The following is a 15,450-nucleotide window of genomic DNA, read 5'->3' as shown; positions in this document are numbered from 1 at the left end:
CCGCTCTATTTCGCGGGTATTCCCACGACACGCGGAGCAGGTCATTGAATGTCTCAGGCATAGGAAATAGCGTCACAGCATGAGTTACTTGACATAACTATAACCCTCAAGTCGAAGGTTAAGGTTAAAAGCTTCAAGCAGGACTCCATCAGTTTTCGCAATAGGACACGAACAAGGGACACGTAACGTGGCAGCTCCGCAGAATTACTTGGCCGTCATCAAGGTCGTCGGCATCGGCGGCGGTGGCGTGAACGCAGTCAACCGCATGATCGAAGTCGGTCTCCGCGGTGTCGAATTCATCGCAATTAACACCGATGCCCAGGCTCTGCTCATGAGCGACGCCGACGTCAAACTTGACGTAGGCCGCGAGCTGACGCGTGGTCTCGGGGCCGGTGCAAACCCGGAGGTCGGCAAGCAGGCGGCGGAGGACCACGCCGACGAGATCGAAGAGGTCATCCGCGGCGCAGACATGGTCTTCGTGACGGCCGGCGAGGGTGGCGGCACCGGTACTGGCGGCGCCCCCGTGGTTGCCCGTATTGCTCGCTCGCTCGGCGCCCTCACCATCGGTGTTGTCACGCGCCCGTTCACCTTCGAGGGCCGCCGTCGTGCAGGTTCCGCCGAGGCGGGCATCGACGCCCTCCGCGACGAAGTCGACACCCTGATCGTGATCCCCAACGACCGCCTCCTGTCCATCAGCGACCGCAATGTATCCGTCCTGGACGCCTTCCGCTCCGCCGACCAGGTCCTGCTGTCCGGTGTCCAGGGCATCACCGACCTCATCACCACCCCGGGCCTGATCAACCTTGACTTCGCGGACGTCAAGTCCGTGATGCAGGGTGCCGGTTCCGCCCTCATGGGCATCGGTTCTGCCCGTGGCGAGGACCGCGCCGTCAAGGCCGCGGAACTCGCCATCGCCTCCCCCCTCCTGGAAGCATCGATCGACGGCGCCCACGGCGTCCTGCTGTCCATCCAGGGCGGCTCGGACCTCGGGCTCTTCGAGATCAACGAGGCGGCCCGCCTGGTCCAGGAAGTTGCCCACCCGGAGGCCAACATCATCTTCGGTGCCGTCATCGACGACGCCCTTGGCGACGAGGCCCGCGTGACAGTCATCGCAGCAGGCTTTGACGACGTCAAGGCCACCTCGCCGTCGATGGACCAGTCCCAGCCGCAGGCCGCTCCCCAGCGCCCGGCCGCGCCCACCTCGGCTCCGGCGCCTGCCCAGGCGCCGGCACAGCGCGTCCAGCCGGTCCATGCCGGGATCGGGGCTTCGGGCCTGAGTAACTGGGGCCAGCAGCGTCCCTCGGCGGTCCCCGCCGACTCGGGATTCGACGTCGACCTTCCTTCTGTTGTGGAGCCGGACCTTTCCGGCAGCCGCTCGGACGACCTGGATGTCCCCGACTTCCTGAAGTAGGCCTTGCAGGACGTTTTGTCAGCTCGTCAGTTAGCGGTGTTTTGATTGTTTTGGTGGCGAAACGAAGTCCGGCCCGGCGTCTGGGTTGCATTCACTGACGCCGGGGCCGGCAACCTCGCCCTCCACGTGGGAGACGATCCGGCCGAAGTCCTCCGGCGAAGGGAACTCCTGGAGGCCGAAGCGGGCCTGCCCGCAGGCGGCTTCCAGTACATGAACCAGGTTCACGGCAATGCGGTGGCCTATATCGGTGACTCGGCGGACAGCCCTGCACCCGGCGGTCCCACCGCGGACGCGATGGTGTCCTCCGGGCACCCGCTCGCCGTCATGGTAGCGGACTGTGTCCCGGTGGTCCTCGCCGGGGCGGCGCCGGGCGGAAAGCCCGTCCTGGCTGTTGCCCACGCAGGCCGCCCGGGTGTGGCCAGCGGCGTCATCCCGGAAACGGTGGCGCGCATGCGCGCCGAGGGAGCGGAGGACATCCGGGCCTGGATAGGCCCGTCCATCTGCGGATCCTGCTACGAAGTGCCGGAAGCCATGCGGGCGGACGTGGCCGCGGCCGTTCCGGAGACCTGGTCAACAACATCCCGGGGCACCCCCGGGCTTGACCTTCCGGCCGGGGCGCGCAGCCAGCTTGCAGCCCACGGGGTCACCGTGGTGTATTCCGGACCCTGTACCCTCGAAAACGTGGATTTGTTCTCCTATCGCGGAAACCCGGCCACGGGCCGGTTCGCCGGGCTGGTGTGGATCAGTGAGTGAGCCCCTTGACGTGACGGCCCCGGACGACCCCCGCCTGATCGACATCGAGTCGAGGCTTGCAGCAGTCCGGCGCAGGGTCGCGGCCGCCACGGAAGCCGCAGGCCGTCCGGACAACCCGCCGGAGCTGATTGTGGTGACCAAGTTCCACCCTGCCGCAGATGTGCGCAGGCTGGCGGCGCTGGGTGTGACCGATGTGGGGGAGAACCGCGACCAGGAGGCTTCGGAGAAAGCCGCCAGTCTTGGTGATCTCGGACTCCGGTGGCACTTCGTGGGGCAGCTGCAGAGCAACAAGGCGAAGTCGGTCGTCCGGTATGCCCATGCCATCCATTCCGTGGACCGGCCACAACTGGCGGCGGCCCTGGCCAAGTCCATTGCCGTGGAGCAGGAGCGGACGGGCAGGGCGCCGCTTGAGTGCTTCATCCAAGTAAGCCTGGACGAGGACGCCGGAAGCCATCGGGGCGGCGCAAGCCGGCTGGAGGTTCCCGCGCTGGCGGACCAGCTGGCGGGATCACCGGGGCTTGTGCTCGCCGGCGTCATGGCGGTGGCTCCGCTGGGTGCGGATCCTGATGCGGCCTTCGGCAAACTGGCGGAAATATCGGCGCAGCTGCTCCGTGACCACCCTTCGGCTACGGGGATTTCCGCCGGCATGAGCCAGGATCTCGAATCCGCCATCAGGGCGGGTGCGACACACCTGAGAATAGGGTCGGATATATTGGGTTCGCGTCCTGCGTTGCGGTAGCGTCAAAGTATTGGAAGAGAATGGCGGGGATTCCAATGCTGTCAAGTCAACTCAGCGGCCCGCTTACGGACACGATTAGGAGTCGACCATGGCTGGCGCTCTGCGCAAGACAATGATCTATCTTGGGCTCGCCGATGGCGATGAACACTACGAGTCTGAGCACCACACACCGCACAAGGACGAGGAAGATTCAATGGAGCATGACCGCGAGGAACGCCGGGAACCGGCGCCCGTCCGCGAGGTCGCCCGTGAAACTCCGACTCCACACGCCGCCGAAGAGGAATATCGCGCACCTGTGACACCTATCAAGCGCGCGGCCTCGAGCCGCGAAGAGACCACCGGACTTCGCCAGATCACCACGATCCACCCGCGGTCCTACAATGACGCCAAGCTGATCGGCGAAAGCTTCCGTGATGGCATCCCCGTCATTATGAACGTCACGGACATGGGCGAAGCCGATGCCAAGCGCCTGGTCGATTTCTCGGCAGGGCTGGTATTTGGCCTCCGCGGCAGCATCGAGCGGGTCACCAACAAGGTGTTCCTGCTCTCGCCGTCGTACGTGGAGGTCATCGGCGACGACAAGAAGGTCAGCGAGACGCAGGCCAGCTTCTTCAACCAGAGTTAGCAGCGGGGCTTGTATGGATGCCAGGCAGGCGACCTGTCTGGCATCTGTGCTGAAATAGATAAGAACGGCAACAGGACACTGCGGTATCCGGAATGAACATGGAGATATGAGTTAACTCATGGGAATTGTTTTCGGACTTGTCTATATCGCTTTATTATTCGTATTTGTGGCATTGATCATCCGTTTGGTCTACGACTGGGTACAGATGTTTGCCCGTGAGTGGAGGCCAAGGGGCGCTGCACTGGTGGCGGCCCACACTGTCTACTCCGTCACAGATCCGCCCCTGAAGGTGCTGAGGCGCCTCATTCCGCCCTTGCGATTGGGCGGGATATCGCTGGATCTCGGCTTTTTGCTGTTGTTCATCGCTATCAGCGTGGCTATGGCAATCGTGAAGAATCTCGCGTAATTTTCATTACAGCTTGCGGCGCACTGACAGGGCGGGAAACCGCCATCCACGGCATCGCGTAGAATCTCCGGTTTGACACCTCAGTGTTGAATTAGAGGAACCAGACCATATTTAGGTACCGTAGTTTTGACGGCCGGAAGGCCTACTGACTAACTAGACCAACGAGGTGACCAGATGGCTTTGACGCCAGAAGACGTTGTCAACAAGCGCTTTCAGCCGACCAAGTTCCGCGAAGGCTACGACCAGGACGAAGTTGACGACTTCCTGGACGAAATCGTCGTCGAACTGCGCCGCCTGAACCAAGAGAACGACGAGCTTCGCAAGAAGCTTGCCGAGAGCGGCTCAGGCACGCCCGCCAGCTCCGCAGCAGCGGCGCCGGTGGTGGAAAAGGTCCCCGCCCCGGTCAAGGCTGAAAAGGACGAGTCCCGGGCCAAGGCGGAAGCCGAGGCCAAGGCCGCCGAAGCCAAGAAGAAGGCTCCCGAGCCGGCAACGGCACTCGCTCCGGTTCCCGCCGCGGCTGCCCCCGCCGCAGTCAACCCTACGGCGGAATCCGCAGCCGGCCTGCTGGCCATGGCGCAGCAGATGCACGACAAGCACGTCGCCGACGGCCAGCAGCAGAAGGACAAGATCATCGCCGAGGCGCAGATCGAAGCCAGCAGCCTGGTCAACGACGCGCAGGAGAAGTCCCGCAAGATCCTCGGTGCCCTGGAGCAGCAGCGGTCCGTCCTGGAACGCAAGGTGGAGCAGCTGCGCGGTTTCGAGCGCGACTACCGTTCACGCCTGAAGGCCTACATCGAAGGCCAGCTCCGCGACCTGGACGCCCGCGGTTCCGTGGCTGCGCCCGAGGTTAGCGACGGCAGCCCCGCCGTTTAGCAAGTATTCTGAAAGCCGGTGGCTGAGGACTCCTCGGCCGCCGGCTTTTGCCATTAACCGCCACCCATGCGACACATGGCGGGCACCAGCAACTCCTTCCTGTCCCGGGACCGGCTCTTGAATGAAAGCTCTATGACTGACGAAACAGCACCTGCCGCAGCGCAGCCAGCAACGACTCATGCCCGGCCGCGTAAGGCGTTCCTGCTGGCGCTCTTCGCCGGCTTCGCAGTTTTCGCCTACGTCTTCGACCAGCTCACCAAGCTGTGGGTGACCAGCACCATGGTGGAGGGGGAGCGCATTCCCGTGCTGCCCCCGTTGCTGCACTGGTATTACATCCGCAACTCCGGAGCCGCTTTTTCCATTGGCGAGAACGTGACGTGGGTGTTCACCATCATCATGGCGGCCGTGTCGATTGCCATTCTCCTGCAGCTGCGCAAGCTCGGTTCGGCGTGGTGGGCACTGGCATTGGGCCTGCTTCTTGGCGGTGCCTTGGGGAACCTCACTGACCGACTGTTCCGGGAACCGTCGTTCGCCATGGGCCACGTGGTGGACTTTATCCAGCTGCCGAATTTCGCCATTTTCAATATCGCCGATTCCGCTGTTGTCTCCGCCGTCGTGATCATTTGCCTGCTGACGCTGCGGGGTATATCCCTTGACGGTTCACGGCTCCAGAAACCGGCGGAGGGCCAGGATGCCTGAGAAACTTACCGTTCCCGAGGAACTCGCCGGCACGCGCGTCGATGCGGGCCTTGCCAGGCTGATGGGTATATCCCGATCGCAGGCGGCAACGCTGATCGCCGAGGGCAACGTCAGCTCCGGAGGAAAGGCCGTGGGCAAGTCCCTGAAGCTGGCCTCCGGCACAGTGCTGGAGGTCGTTGTCCCTGAACGGCGGGACCCCCTGGAAGTCGTGGAGGAAGTTGTGGAAGGCCTGAAAATACTGCTGGACGACGAGGACTTCGTGGTCATCGACAAGCCAGTGGGTGTGGCCGCGCACCCTTCCCCCGGATGGGTGGGACCCACTGTTGTGGGTGGCCTCGCCGGGCTGGGCTACCGGATCTCGACGTCGGGCGCCCCCGAACGTGCGGGCATTGTGCACCGCCTCGACGTCGGCACCTCCGGCGCCATGGTGGTCGCCAAATCGGAACGCGCCTATACAGCGCTCAAGCGTGCCTTCAAGGAGCGCACGGTGGACAAGGTGTACCACGCAGTGGTCCAGGGGCTGCCTGATCCCCTCGCGGGCACGATCGACGCGCCGATCGGCCGCCACCCGGGCCATGACTGGCGCTTCGCAGTCATTGAAGACGGCCGCGAATCCGTCACCCACTACGAAGTCCTCGAGGCCTTCGGCAAGGCCTCCCTCGTTGAGGTGCACCTTGAAACCGGCCGGACCCACCAGATCCGTGTCCACTTCTCCGCCCTGCGCCATCCCTGCGCGGGCGACCTGACGTACGGGGCAGATCCGCGGCTGGCCGCGACGCTCGGCCTGACCCGGCAATGGCTCCACGCCCGCCAGCTTGGGTTCGACAGTCCCAGGACGGGGGAGCGCGTGACAGTCACCAGCGACTACCCGCAGGATCTTGCATACGCACTCGAAGTTCTGGCCTCCGGGGAGGCCTGAGCCGGAACTGTCGCTGCTCGGCACTAGAATGGTCCGGTGACTTCCAGCAATGACTCGTTCGTCCACCTGCACACCCATACCGAATACTCCATGCTGGATGGGGCGGCCCGCCTGGGGGAGTTGTTCGACGAAACCGAACGCCTGGGGATGCCGGCCCTGGCCACAACGGACCACGGCTATCTTTTCGGTGCCTTCGATTTCTGGCGCAAGGCCACTGACAAGGGCATCAAACCGATCATCGGCGTCGAAGCCTATGTGACTCCCGGGACCGCCCGCGGCGACAAGAGCCGCGTCCGGTGGGGCGAGGAAAACCAGCGCAAGGACGACGTCTCCGGCGGTGGTTCGTACACGCACATGACCCTGCTGAGCTACAACAACGTGGGTATGCGGAACCTGTTCCGGGCCTCGTCAATCGCGTCGCTGGACTCGGTCTTCGGCAAATGGCCCCGGCTGGACCGTGAGCTGCTGAACACCTACTCGGAAGGGCTCATCGCCACCACCGGCTGCCCGTCCGGAGAGGTCCAGACCCGGCTTCGGCTGGGACAGTACCGTGAAGCGCTCGAGGCGGCGGCGGAGTTCCGCGACATCTTCGGCGCGGAGAACTACTTCTGCGAGCTGATGGACCATGGCCTGGACATCGAGCGGCGGGTCACGGGCGACCTGCTGCGCCTGGCCAAGGACCTGAACCTTCCGCTGGTGGCCACCAACGACCTGCACTACACGCACGAGCACGACGCCAAGGCACATGAGGCGCTACTGGCCATCCAGTCCGGTTCCACCCTCCTGGAGCCCACCTACGACAACGGCGGTTCCCGGTTTGCGTTCTCCGGCAGCGGGTACTACCTGAAGTCGCCCCAGGAAATGCGGGAACTGTTCCGCGACCACCCCGAGGCCTGCGACAACACTCTCCTGATCGCTGAGCGCTGCGAAGTCTCCTTCAATACCGGCGCCAACTACATGCCGCGGTTCCCGTGCCCCGAGGGGGAGGACGAGACGTCCTGGCTCGTCAAGGAAGTCGACAAGGGACTCCATTACCGCTATCCCCAGGGAATCCCGGACAAGGTCCGCAAGCAGGCCGACTATGAGCTGGAAGTCATCACTTCCATGGGCTTCCCGGGCTACTTCCTCGTGGTGGCCGACTTCATCAACTGGGCCAAGAACAACGGCATCCGGGTGGGTCCCGGACGTGGCTCGGGTGCAGGCTCCATGGTTGCTTACGCCATGCGCATCACCGACCTGGATCCGCTCCACCACGGCCTGATCTTCGAACGCTTCCTCAACCCGGACCGCGTCTCGATGCCTGACTTCGACGTTGACTTCGATGACCGGCGCCGCTCAGAAGTCATTGACTACGTCACGCGCAAGTACGGCGACGAGCGCGTGGCCATGATCGTCACCTACGGAACCATCAAGACCAAGCAGGCGCTGAAGGACTCCTCGCGCGTGTTGGGTTACCCGTTCAGCATGGGCGAGACGTTGACCAAGGCTCTGCCGCCGGCCGTGATGGCCAAGGACATTCCGCTGGCCGACATCCAGAACAAGGAAGCCAAGCGCTACAGCGAAGCCGGTGACTTCCGCCAGCTGATCAGCACCGACCCGGAGGCCGCCAAGGTCTTCGAAACGGCACTGGGCATAGAAGGCCTGAAACGGCAGTGGGGCGTGCACGCCGCCGGCGTGATCATGTCCTCCGACCCCATCATCGACGTGATTCCGATCATGCGCCGCTTCCAGGACGGCCAGGTCATCACCCAGTTCGACTATCCGACGTCCGAAGGACTCGGCTTGATCAAGATGGACTTCCTGGGCCTTCGAAACCTGACGATCATTTCGGACGCCCTCGAGAACATCAAGATGAACCGCGGCATCGATCTCGACCTCGAAACCCTGGAGCTTGACGACACCGCCTCCTACGAGCTGCTGGCCCGGGGCGACACCCTGGGGGTGTTCCAGCTCGACGGCGGCCCCATGCGGTCCCTCCTCAAGCTGATGAAGCCTGACAACTTCGAAGACATCTCCGCGGTCCTGGCCCTGTACCGGCCGGGTCCGATGGGCGCCAACGCACACACCGACTACGCGCTGCGCAAGAACAAGATCCAGGAGGTCATACCGATCCACCCGGAGCTCGAGGAGCCGCTCTCGGAAATCCTGGGCGGTACCTACGGGCTGATCGTGTACCAGGAGCAGGTGATGGCCGTGGCGCAGAAGCTCGCCGGCTATTCCCTCGGCCAGGCAGACATCCTCCGCCGCGCCATGGGCAAGAAGAAGAAATCAGAGCTCGACAAGCAGTTCGCCGGCTTCTCCCAGGGCATGCAGGACAACGGCTACTCCATGGAAGCCGTGAAAACACTCTGGGACATCCTGCTTCCGTTCTCCGACTACGCCTTCAACAAGGCCCACTCGGCCGCCTATGGCGTGATCTCCTACTGGACCGCATACCTGAAAGCGCACTACGCGCCGGAGTACATGGCCGCACTGCTGACCTCCGTGGGCGACGACAAGGACAAGTCGGCGATCTACCTCAACGAATGCCGCCGAATGGGCATCACGGTGCTGCCGCCCGACGTCAACGAGTCCGCCCTCAACTTCACCCCTGTGGGCAACGACATCCGCTTCGGCATGGGCGCCATCCGCAACGTTGGCGTCAACGCCGTAGAAGCCATGGTGGCGGCGCGCGAAAAAGAAGGCGCTTACACGTCCTTCAAGGACTACCTCATGAAAGTCCCGGCGGTGGTGTGCAACAAGCGCACCATTGAATCCCTGATCAAGGCTGGCGCGTTCGACTCCCTGAACCACCACCGGCGCGCGCTGGCCATGATCCATGAAGAAGCCATCGACTCCGTGATCACGCTTAAGCGCAACGAGGCGATCGGTCAGTTCGACCTCTTTGCCGGTTTCGACGAAGCCGAATCCGAGGCGTCCCTGAGCATCGAAATTCCGGACCTTCCCGAGTGGGAGAAAAAGGACAAGCTCTCCTTCGAACGCGACATGCTGGGCCTCTACGTCTCGGACCACCCGCTGCAGGGCCTCGAAGGACTGCTGAGCCAGCACGCCGACCAGTCCATCACCTCGATCATCGCGGAGGACGGCCCGCACGACGGCGCCATCATCACTATTGCGGGCATGATCACCTCGCTGAGCAGGCGGATCGCGAAAGCCAGCGGCAACGCCTATGCCCGGGCGGAGATCGAAGACCTGGGCGGCTCAATTGAGGTCATGTTCTTCGGCCAGGTGTATGGTCCTATCGCCTCCGTGCTGGCCGAAGACCTTGTCGTCGTGGTCAAGGGCCGGCTGCAGCGCCGCGACGACGGCGCCGTTGCGCTGAACTGCATGGAGCTGTCCGTCCCGGACCTCAGCGAGGGGCTGAACGGGCCGTTGGTGATCACCATGCAGACGCACAAGGCCACCGAGGCCGTGGTGACGGAACTCGGAGACGTGCTGAGGACGCACCGGGGCAACTCGGAAGTCAGACTGCACCTGCAGGGGGACACCAGGGTGGAAGTGATGGCTCTTCCGGTCCATCTGCGGGTCAACCCGAGTCCGTCACTCTTTGGCGACCTGAAGGTGCTCCTCGGACCGACCTGCCTGGACAGTTAGGTGCCCGGGCCGCTGATGACGCCGGAGTCCGGCACGGCAGTGATTTCCGGGTAACCCAGGCGTCCCTCGCCGGACTGCTACGTCCCGGTCCACGCGGCCGCCGGCCACTCGTGGTGAACGTGTCATCCAGGCTGGGTTCAGCGGCACTGCAGGCGGACGGCGCATTTGCCGGTTTCGGGACGAGTTATGGCTACCGCCTCAGCAAAGCTGCGCTCAACATGCTGACCCTGAGCCTGCATGAGGAGTTTGGCGCGGAAATGGACGTGTGGTCCGTGCATCCCGGCGCGCTGACAACAGGGATGGGCCGGGCCGGCGCCTCGAAGGAGCCGGCGACGGCGGCCGGTGAGCTCCTGCAGGAGCTCACCGAACGGCGCGTCGCCAGTCCGCGGTTCTTCGAACTCGGATCGTCCGCGCCTCTGCCCTGGTAGGAACCCTAGATTTCGTAGTCGAGAGGCACGGGCTGGCTGTAGGCCCCCGAATGGTAGAGCAGCGGCGTGCCGTCCTCGCCCACCTGTCCTTCCACGACTTCCACCACAACAACCGCATTGTTCTCGAAGGAGAGGCGCATCTGGATCTTGCCGATCAGCCAACCGGCCACGTCCTTGAGGATGGGCACTTCGTGCGGTCCGAGCTCCCAGTGGTCGCCCTCGAACCTGTTCTTGGTCCGGGCGAACCGGTCCGCCAGTTCCTGGTTTTCGAGTCCGAGCATGTGGACACCGATGTGAGTCGTGTTGGCGATGGCCGGCCATGAACTGGAGCTGCGGGCCATGTTGAAGGTGAAGCGCGGGGGCCGGGCGGACAAGGACGCAACGGAAGTGGCCGTGAATCCGTACGGGGTGCCGTTGTAGTTCACCGTGATAATTGCCACGCCGGCCGCATGCCGGCGGAACATCTCCTTGAACGTGCCTTCGAAGGCTGCGTTGTCTGAGGTCACTGTGATCTAACTCCCTGCTGAAAAATATCGTGGTTGGGTCCTGCTTGCCAGCGTATGGGGCGCCCGAAGCTGTGGGTGAGTTGGTTACCTGCCGCGTCATTTGTTTAACGGCGGTGAACGTTTGTTAATGTTTGTTTCATGACACAGCCATCAGGCATCGGCCCGGTTCCGCAGAATCCGAAGCATTCCGGGGATGCCGGCAACCTTCCCGCCTATGGTGAACTTTACCGTGGTGACCGGCCTTCGTGGCGTGTGCCGGCCGCCATCGCCGCTGCCGGGATACCGGTCGGCCTCGTGTGGTGGCTGCTGGCGCCCGGCGGGCTAAACCTTTTGTCCGGCGATCCTTCCCTGGCCACCGGTACGAATGCCGAAGGCTGGCTTCCCCGTGACCTCGTGCTGGCAGGCCTGTTCCTCTTGGCAGGGTGCGTGACCGGATTCCTTCTGAACGGAAAACGCACCGGAGCCCCGGCGCCCGGGGCGGTCCTCCTCGCCGTCATGGGCGGGGCGCTCGGCGCAGTTATCGCCTGGCAAGCGGGGGTGCTGGCGGGGCAATGGTGGGGCCCGGCCGAAGACACTGCCCGGAACGCCAGCATCGCGTTCTCGCTCCGTGCCGTGGCCGTGCTGGCCATCTGGCCCGCGGCGGTGGCCATAGCGGTCTTCGTGGCAAACCTGCTCAGCCTCATGGGCAAGCCCCCGGAGCATGATACGTAGGCTCACGGTCCCGGGCAGCAGTCCTTCCCGGACCCAACTTAACCGGGCCCGACTTAACAGGAAACGAAGCTCCTCCGACGGCACGTAAAATGGGCGGGTGACCATTTCTCCGGACAGCCCCGTACAGACCACCGCCCCGGCCATCAACTACCGCACCATTGACCTGCGCGGTCAGCGGCTCTCCCTCGCCGGACTCCGGGCGGCTGTCCCACGTGCCCGGCACCAGACCATGGCGGACGCCGAACAGAAGGTCACCGACATCATTACCGCGGTGCGTTCCCGAGGCTTCGCCGCCCTGAGTGAGTTCGCCAAAACGTTCGACGGCGTCGAGCAGGCACACCCGCGGGTGTCGGGCGCAGCGTTGCGCGCAGCGCTGGAGGACCTGGACCCGGCAGTGCGGGCCGCCCTGGAAGAATCGATCAGCCGCGCGCGCAAGTTCGCTGACAGCCAGCGGCCGGCAAATGTAGACGTCGAGCTGGGCGAGGGCGCCGTCGTTAGCCAGAACTGGGTGCCGGTTGGCCGCGTGGGGCTGTATGTGCCCGGCGGACTGGCAGTCTACCCGTCGTCGGTCATCATGAACGTCGTCCCGGCGCTGGCGGCCGGCGTTGCCTCCATCGCACTGGCTTCTCCGCCTCAGAAAGACTTCGAGGGACTCCCGCACCCCACCATCCTGGCTGCGGCGGCTCTGCTGGGCATCGACGAGGTATACGCCATCGGGGGCGCGCAGGCCATTGCGGCCTTTGCGTACGGAGTTCCCGCCGACGACGCGGAGGCAGCCCTTGACCCGGTGGACGTGGTGACCGGGCCCGGCAACATCTTTGTCGCCACAGCCAAACGGCTGGTCAAGGGCGTTGTCGGCATCGATTCCGAGGCCGGCACCACGGAAATCGCCATCCTTGCAGACAGCAGCGCCCGCCCCTCGCTGGTGGCGGCCGACCTCATCAGCCAGGCCGAACACGATCCAAAGGCGGCTTCGGTCCTTATCACCGACTCAGAGGATCTTGCCGGGGCCGTCCGCGCCGAGCTCGCCGCGCAGGCGGCCTTGACCAAGCATTCTGAACGTGTACGGGAAGCCTTGTCCGGACCGCAGTCCGGCGTGGTGCTCGTGGACGACCTCGAGCAGGGAATCGCTGCCTGTGACGCCTACGCCGCTGAGCACCTTGAAATCATGACGGCGGATGCCCCGGCCGTGGCTGCCCGTATCCGCAACGCTGGAGCGATCTTCGTGGGGGACTACAGCCCCGTCAGCCTGGGGGACTATTGTGCAGGATCCAACCACGTGCTGCCGACGAGCGGCACGGCAGCCTTCTCGTCCGGCCTTAATGTCACCACGTTCCTTCGTGCCATCCAGGTGGTCAACTACAGCAAGCCGGCCCTCGAGAAGGTCAGCGGGCACATTGTCAGCCTCGCCGGCGCCGAGGACCTGCCAGCCCACGGAGAGGCCGTGACGGCGCGGTTTGCCGGAACGGATTAACCACTACATGTAGTAATTACAGGCTTGTTATTCAGCTACATGTAGTCGTAAACTGGGACCGGGCGAATGCATTCCCGGGACCAGGTCCTGTGAATTGAGGTTCGGCCCGTTCAGCGTCGGCCAGGGGAAGGAAACAACGTGTATTGCCCGTTTTGCCGTAACCCTGATTCCCGCGTCGTGGACAGCCGGATGGCAGACGACGGTTCCGCCATCCGCCGCCGCCGGCAGTGTCCTGAATGCGGCCGCCGCTTCACCACCGTGGAGACCACCAGCCTCACAGTGATCAAGCGTTCCGGTGTCGGCGAGCCTTTTAGCCGGAGCAAGGTGATCAACGGCGTACGGAAAGCCTGCCAGGGCCGGCCCGTGACCGAAGACGACCTTGCGATGCTGGCGCAGGAAGTCGAGGAAACTATCCGCGCCTCCGGCGCTGCGGAAATCGACGCCCACGAGGTGGGCCTGGCTATCCTCAGCCCGCTCCAGAAACTGGACGAAGTCGCTTATCTTCGGTTCGCGAGCGTGTATCAGGCATTCGAATCCCTGGAAGACTTTGAAACCGCCATTTCCATCCTTCGCCATGAGGCGGAAGTCGAAGCCAAGGCGGCCAAGGGCAAGAACTCCGAGAAGAGCCCACTCTAGACTCCGGTGGTGGCAGCGGAGGGGAAGCCGACGCCACCACCGGCACCAAACCCCCGGTACCGACGGCGGTCAGCGGCCTCCGGCCACGGGGAGTACAGCTCCGGTGATGTAGCCGGCGTCGCGGGACAGCAGCCACACCACCGCAGCCGCGACCTCGTCAGGTTCTGCGCCCCGGCCCATGGGGATGGTCGGATTCAGGCGTTCCACCCGGTCCGGCATCCCCGCTGCTGCGTGCAGGCCAGTGTTGGTGCTCCCGGGGGCGACGCAGTTGACGCGGATTCCCTGCGCAGCGACTTCCGAGGCAAGGCCTACAGTGAGGACGTCAACAGCTCCCTTCGACGCTGCGTAATGTGCCCAGGTGCCCGGTGATCCGGCCTTCGTCGCGGTGGAAGAAATGTTGACGATGGATCCGCCGGGTCCGCCGGTGCCGGTGCTGAGCCTCCGCACTGCTTCCTGGCAGACATAGATCAGCCCGGACACGTTGACGTCCATGACACGTCGGACGGTTGCCGGAGGAACGTCCGAGAGGTTGCCGATCAGGTTGCCCGTAATCCCGGCATTGTTGATGACGGCCGTGACAGCGCCCAATGCAGCCGCCTGGTCGAACATTGATCCCACGGCTTCCGGATCGCTGACGTCTGCCTGATGCGCCATCGCTGTGCCGCCGTTGTCCCGTATTTCCTGCACCACGGACGCAGCTCCGGCGGCATCCGCGGAGTAGTTGACCAGCACGGCGTAACCGGCCCGTGCCGCGCGGAGGGCGATGGCGGCGCCGATTCCACGGCTGGCGCCGGTGACCAGGGCAACGTCCCCGGCGATGGCAGTCATGGAACCGGCAGCCCGCCTACTTGGCCAGTTTGTGCGTGAGGGCGACTTCGATGGCGGCGCCCACAATGCCGGCGTCGTTCTTGAGCTCGGCCGGGACGATCTTCGTGCGCAGCTTCATGTGCGGCAGGTACTCGTCGGCCCGCTTGGAGATGCCGCCGCCGACGATGAACAGTTCGGGGGAGAACAGGAATTCAACATGGGAGAAGTATCGCTGGAGCAGGACACTGTACTCGGTCCAGCTCAGGCCGTCGCGTTCACGGGCAACGGCGGAAGCCTTGCTCTCGGCGTCAAAGCCGTCGATCTCGAGGTGTCCGAGTTCGGCGTTCGGGACCAGCTTGCCGTTGAAGATGAAGGCTGAGCCGATGCCCGTCCCGAGCGTGATCACGAGGACTGTCCCGGAGACACCCGCTCCGGCTCCGTAGCGCGCTTCGGCGAGGCCCGCGGCGTCGGCGTCGTTGATGACCTCCACGGGGCGGCCCAGTCGCTTGGTCAGCAGCGTGTCAATATCCGTGTTGAGCCAGGACTTGTCGACGTTGGCTGCGGAATGAACCACACCGTGCTGGATGATGCCGGGGAAGGTCACACCGATCGGCGAGTCGGGGGACGGCGCGTCCGGGCGCGCGTCGAGCTCGGCGACCACCGCTGCGACCGTTTCGGCAACCGACTCCGGCGTCGCGGGCTGCGGCGTCGGAACGCGGAAGCGGTCGCCCACGAGTTTGCCCTTTTTGAGGTCGACGATGCCGCCCTTGATTCCGGTTCCGCCGATGTCGATTCCGATCAGCGGGGCGTTCTTGGTTGACTTGTCGTCCTTCTTGGCCAATGTGATTCCGTTCGTGGCTGTGGGCGGG

Annotated in this window: 16 protein-coding genes; 13 read left to right on the top strand and 3 right to left on the bottom strand. The window is 64.2% G+C overall.

The window, feature by feature from the left end; all coding sequences use genetic code 11:
• The first annotated feature begins 187 nt into the window (after positions 1-187).
• From ftsZ to JOE31_RS14920, 10 genes are all read left to right on the top strand, one after another.
• Positions 188-1,411 (top strand): cell division protein FtsZ, encoded by a 1,224-nt coding sequence (gene ftsZ, locus JOE31_RS14965; protein ID WP_209745981.1) that lies wholly within the window; start codon positions 188-190, stop codon positions 1,409-1,411.
• 45 nt (positions 1,412-1,456) lie between these two features.
• Positions 1,457-2,164, top strand: coding sequence for a polyphenol oxidase family protein (locus tag JOE31_RS14960; RefSeq protein ID WP_209745979.1), 708 nt, complete (start codon positions 1,457-1,459; stop codon positions 2,162-2,164).
• Positions 2,157-2,903 carry a YggS family pyridoxal phosphate-dependent enzyme gene (locus JOE31_RS14955; RefSeq protein ID WP_209745977.1) on the top strand — a complete coding sequence of 249 codons (747 nt, stop codon included), beginning with the start codon at positions 2,157-2,159 and terminating at the stop codon, positions 2,901-2,903. The genes JOE31_RS14960 and JOE31_RS14955 overlap by 8 nt, the downstream gene beginning before the upstream one ends.
• 88 nt (positions 2,904-2,991) lie before the next feature.
• The gene (locus tag JOE31_RS14950) at positions 2,992-3,528 is read left to right on the top strand and encodes a cell division protein SepF (RefSeq protein WP_209745974.1); all 537 of its coding nucleotides are present in this window, start codon (positions 2,992-2,994) and stop codon (positions 3,526-3,528) included.
• A 118-nt stretch (positions 3,529-3,646) separates the two neighbouring features.
• The gene (locus JOE31_RS14945) at positions 3,647-3,934 is read left to right on the top strand and encodes a YggT family protein (protein WP_043480470.1); all 288 of its coding nucleotides are present in this window, start codon (positions 3,647-3,649) and stop codon (positions 3,932-3,934) included.
• Between the two features lie 174 nt (positions 3,935-4,108).
• Entirely contained in the window at positions 4,109-4,807 is a 699-nt protein-coding gene (locus JOE31_RS14940) for a DivIVA domain-containing protein (RefSeq protein ID WP_011691438.1), read from the top strand.
• Positions 4,808-4,939: 132 nt separating this feature from the next.
• Entirely contained in the window at positions 4,940-5,506 is a 567-nt protein-coding gene (gene lspA / locus JOE31_RS14935) for a signal peptidase II (protein WP_209745972.1), read from the top strand.
• Positions 5,499-6,425: an RluA family pseudouridine synthase gene (locus JOE31_RS14930; protein ID WP_209745970.1), complete on the top strand. Its 927-nt coding sequence runs from the start codon at positions 5,499-5,501 to the stop codon at positions 6,423-6,425. Before lspA ends, JOE31_RS14930 begins: the two co-directional genes overlap by 8 nt.
• A 36-nt stretch (positions 6,426-6,461) precedes the next feature.
• Complete coding sequence (dnaE, locus tag JOE31_RS14925) at positions 6,462-10,019, top strand: DNA polymerase III subunit alpha (RefSeq protein WP_209745969.1); 3,558 nt, start codon at positions 6,462-6,464, stop codon at positions 10,017-10,019.
• Between the two features lie 119 nt (positions 10,020-10,138).
• The gene (locus JOE31_RS14920) at positions 10,139-10,447 is read left to right on the top strand and encodes a hypothetical protein (protein ID WP_209745967.1); all 309 of its coding nucleotides are present in this window, start codon (positions 10,139-10,141) and stop codon (positions 10,445-10,447) included.
• A gap of 5 nt (positions 10,448-10,452) precedes the next feature.
• Here the strand turns inward: JOE31_RS14920 and JOE31_RS14915 are convergent, their stop codons facing one another.
• Complete coding sequence (locus JOE31_RS14915) at positions 10,453-10,911, bottom strand: flavin reductase family protein (protein ID WP_245199730.1); 459 nt, start codon at positions 10,909-10,911, stop codon at positions 10,453-10,455.
• A gap of 180 nt (positions 10,912-11,091) precedes the next feature.
• On the opposite strand from JOE31_RS14915, the gene JOE31_RS14910 reads away from it, so the two are divergent.
• The 3 genes from JOE31_RS14910 to nrdR all read left to right on the top strand — a co-directional run bounded on the left by JOE31_RS14910 (position 11,092) and on the right by nrdR (position 13,774).
• Complete coding sequence (locus JOE31_RS14910) at positions 11,092-11,664, top strand: hypothetical protein (protein WP_209745963.1); 573 nt, start codon at positions 11,092-11,094, stop codon at positions 11,662-11,664.
• A gap of 97 nt (positions 11,665-11,761) precedes the next feature.
• Positions 11,762-13,138 (top strand): histidinol dehydrogenase, encoded by a 1,377-nt coding sequence (gene hisD, locus JOE31_RS14905; protein WP_209745961.1) that lies wholly within the window; start codon positions 11,762-11,764, stop codon positions 13,136-13,138.
• 138 nt (positions 13,139-13,276) lie between these two features.
• Positions 13,277-13,774 (top strand): transcriptional regulator NrdR, encoded by a 498-nt coding sequence (gene nrdR / locus JOE31_RS14900; protein ID WP_209745959.1) that lies wholly within the window; start codon positions 13,277-13,279, stop codon positions 13,772-13,774.
• Positions 13,775-13,843: 69 nt separating this feature from the next.
• On the opposite strand, the gene JOE31_RS14895 is transcribed toward nrdR, so the two are convergent.
• Both JOE31_RS14895 and ppgK read right to left on the bottom strand, forming a co-directional pair.
• Positions 13,844-14,602, bottom strand: coding sequence for an SDR family oxidoreductase (locus JOE31_RS14895; RefSeq protein ID WP_209745957.1), 759 nt, complete (start codon positions 14,600-14,602; stop codon positions 13,844-13,846).
• 16 nt (positions 14,603-14,618) lie between these two features.
• Positions 14,619-15,422 (bottom strand): polyphosphate--glucose phosphotransferase, encoded by an 804-nt coding sequence (gene ppgK / locus JOE31_RS14890; RefSeq protein WP_011691448.1) that lies wholly within the window; start codon positions 15,420-15,422, stop codon positions 14,619-14,621.
• Between the last annotated feature and the right edge of the window lie 28 nt (positions 15,423-15,450).

Origin of the sequence: Arthrobacter sp. PvP023, from assembly GCF_017832975.1 — a bacterium.
In the GTDB taxonomy this organism is placed as follows: domain Bacteria; phylum Actinomycetota; class Actinomycetes; order Actinomycetales; family Micrococcaceae; genus Arthrobacter.
Note: the sequence above shows the minus strand (reverse complement) of the source record. Positions and strands in the feature narration are given on the sequence as shown.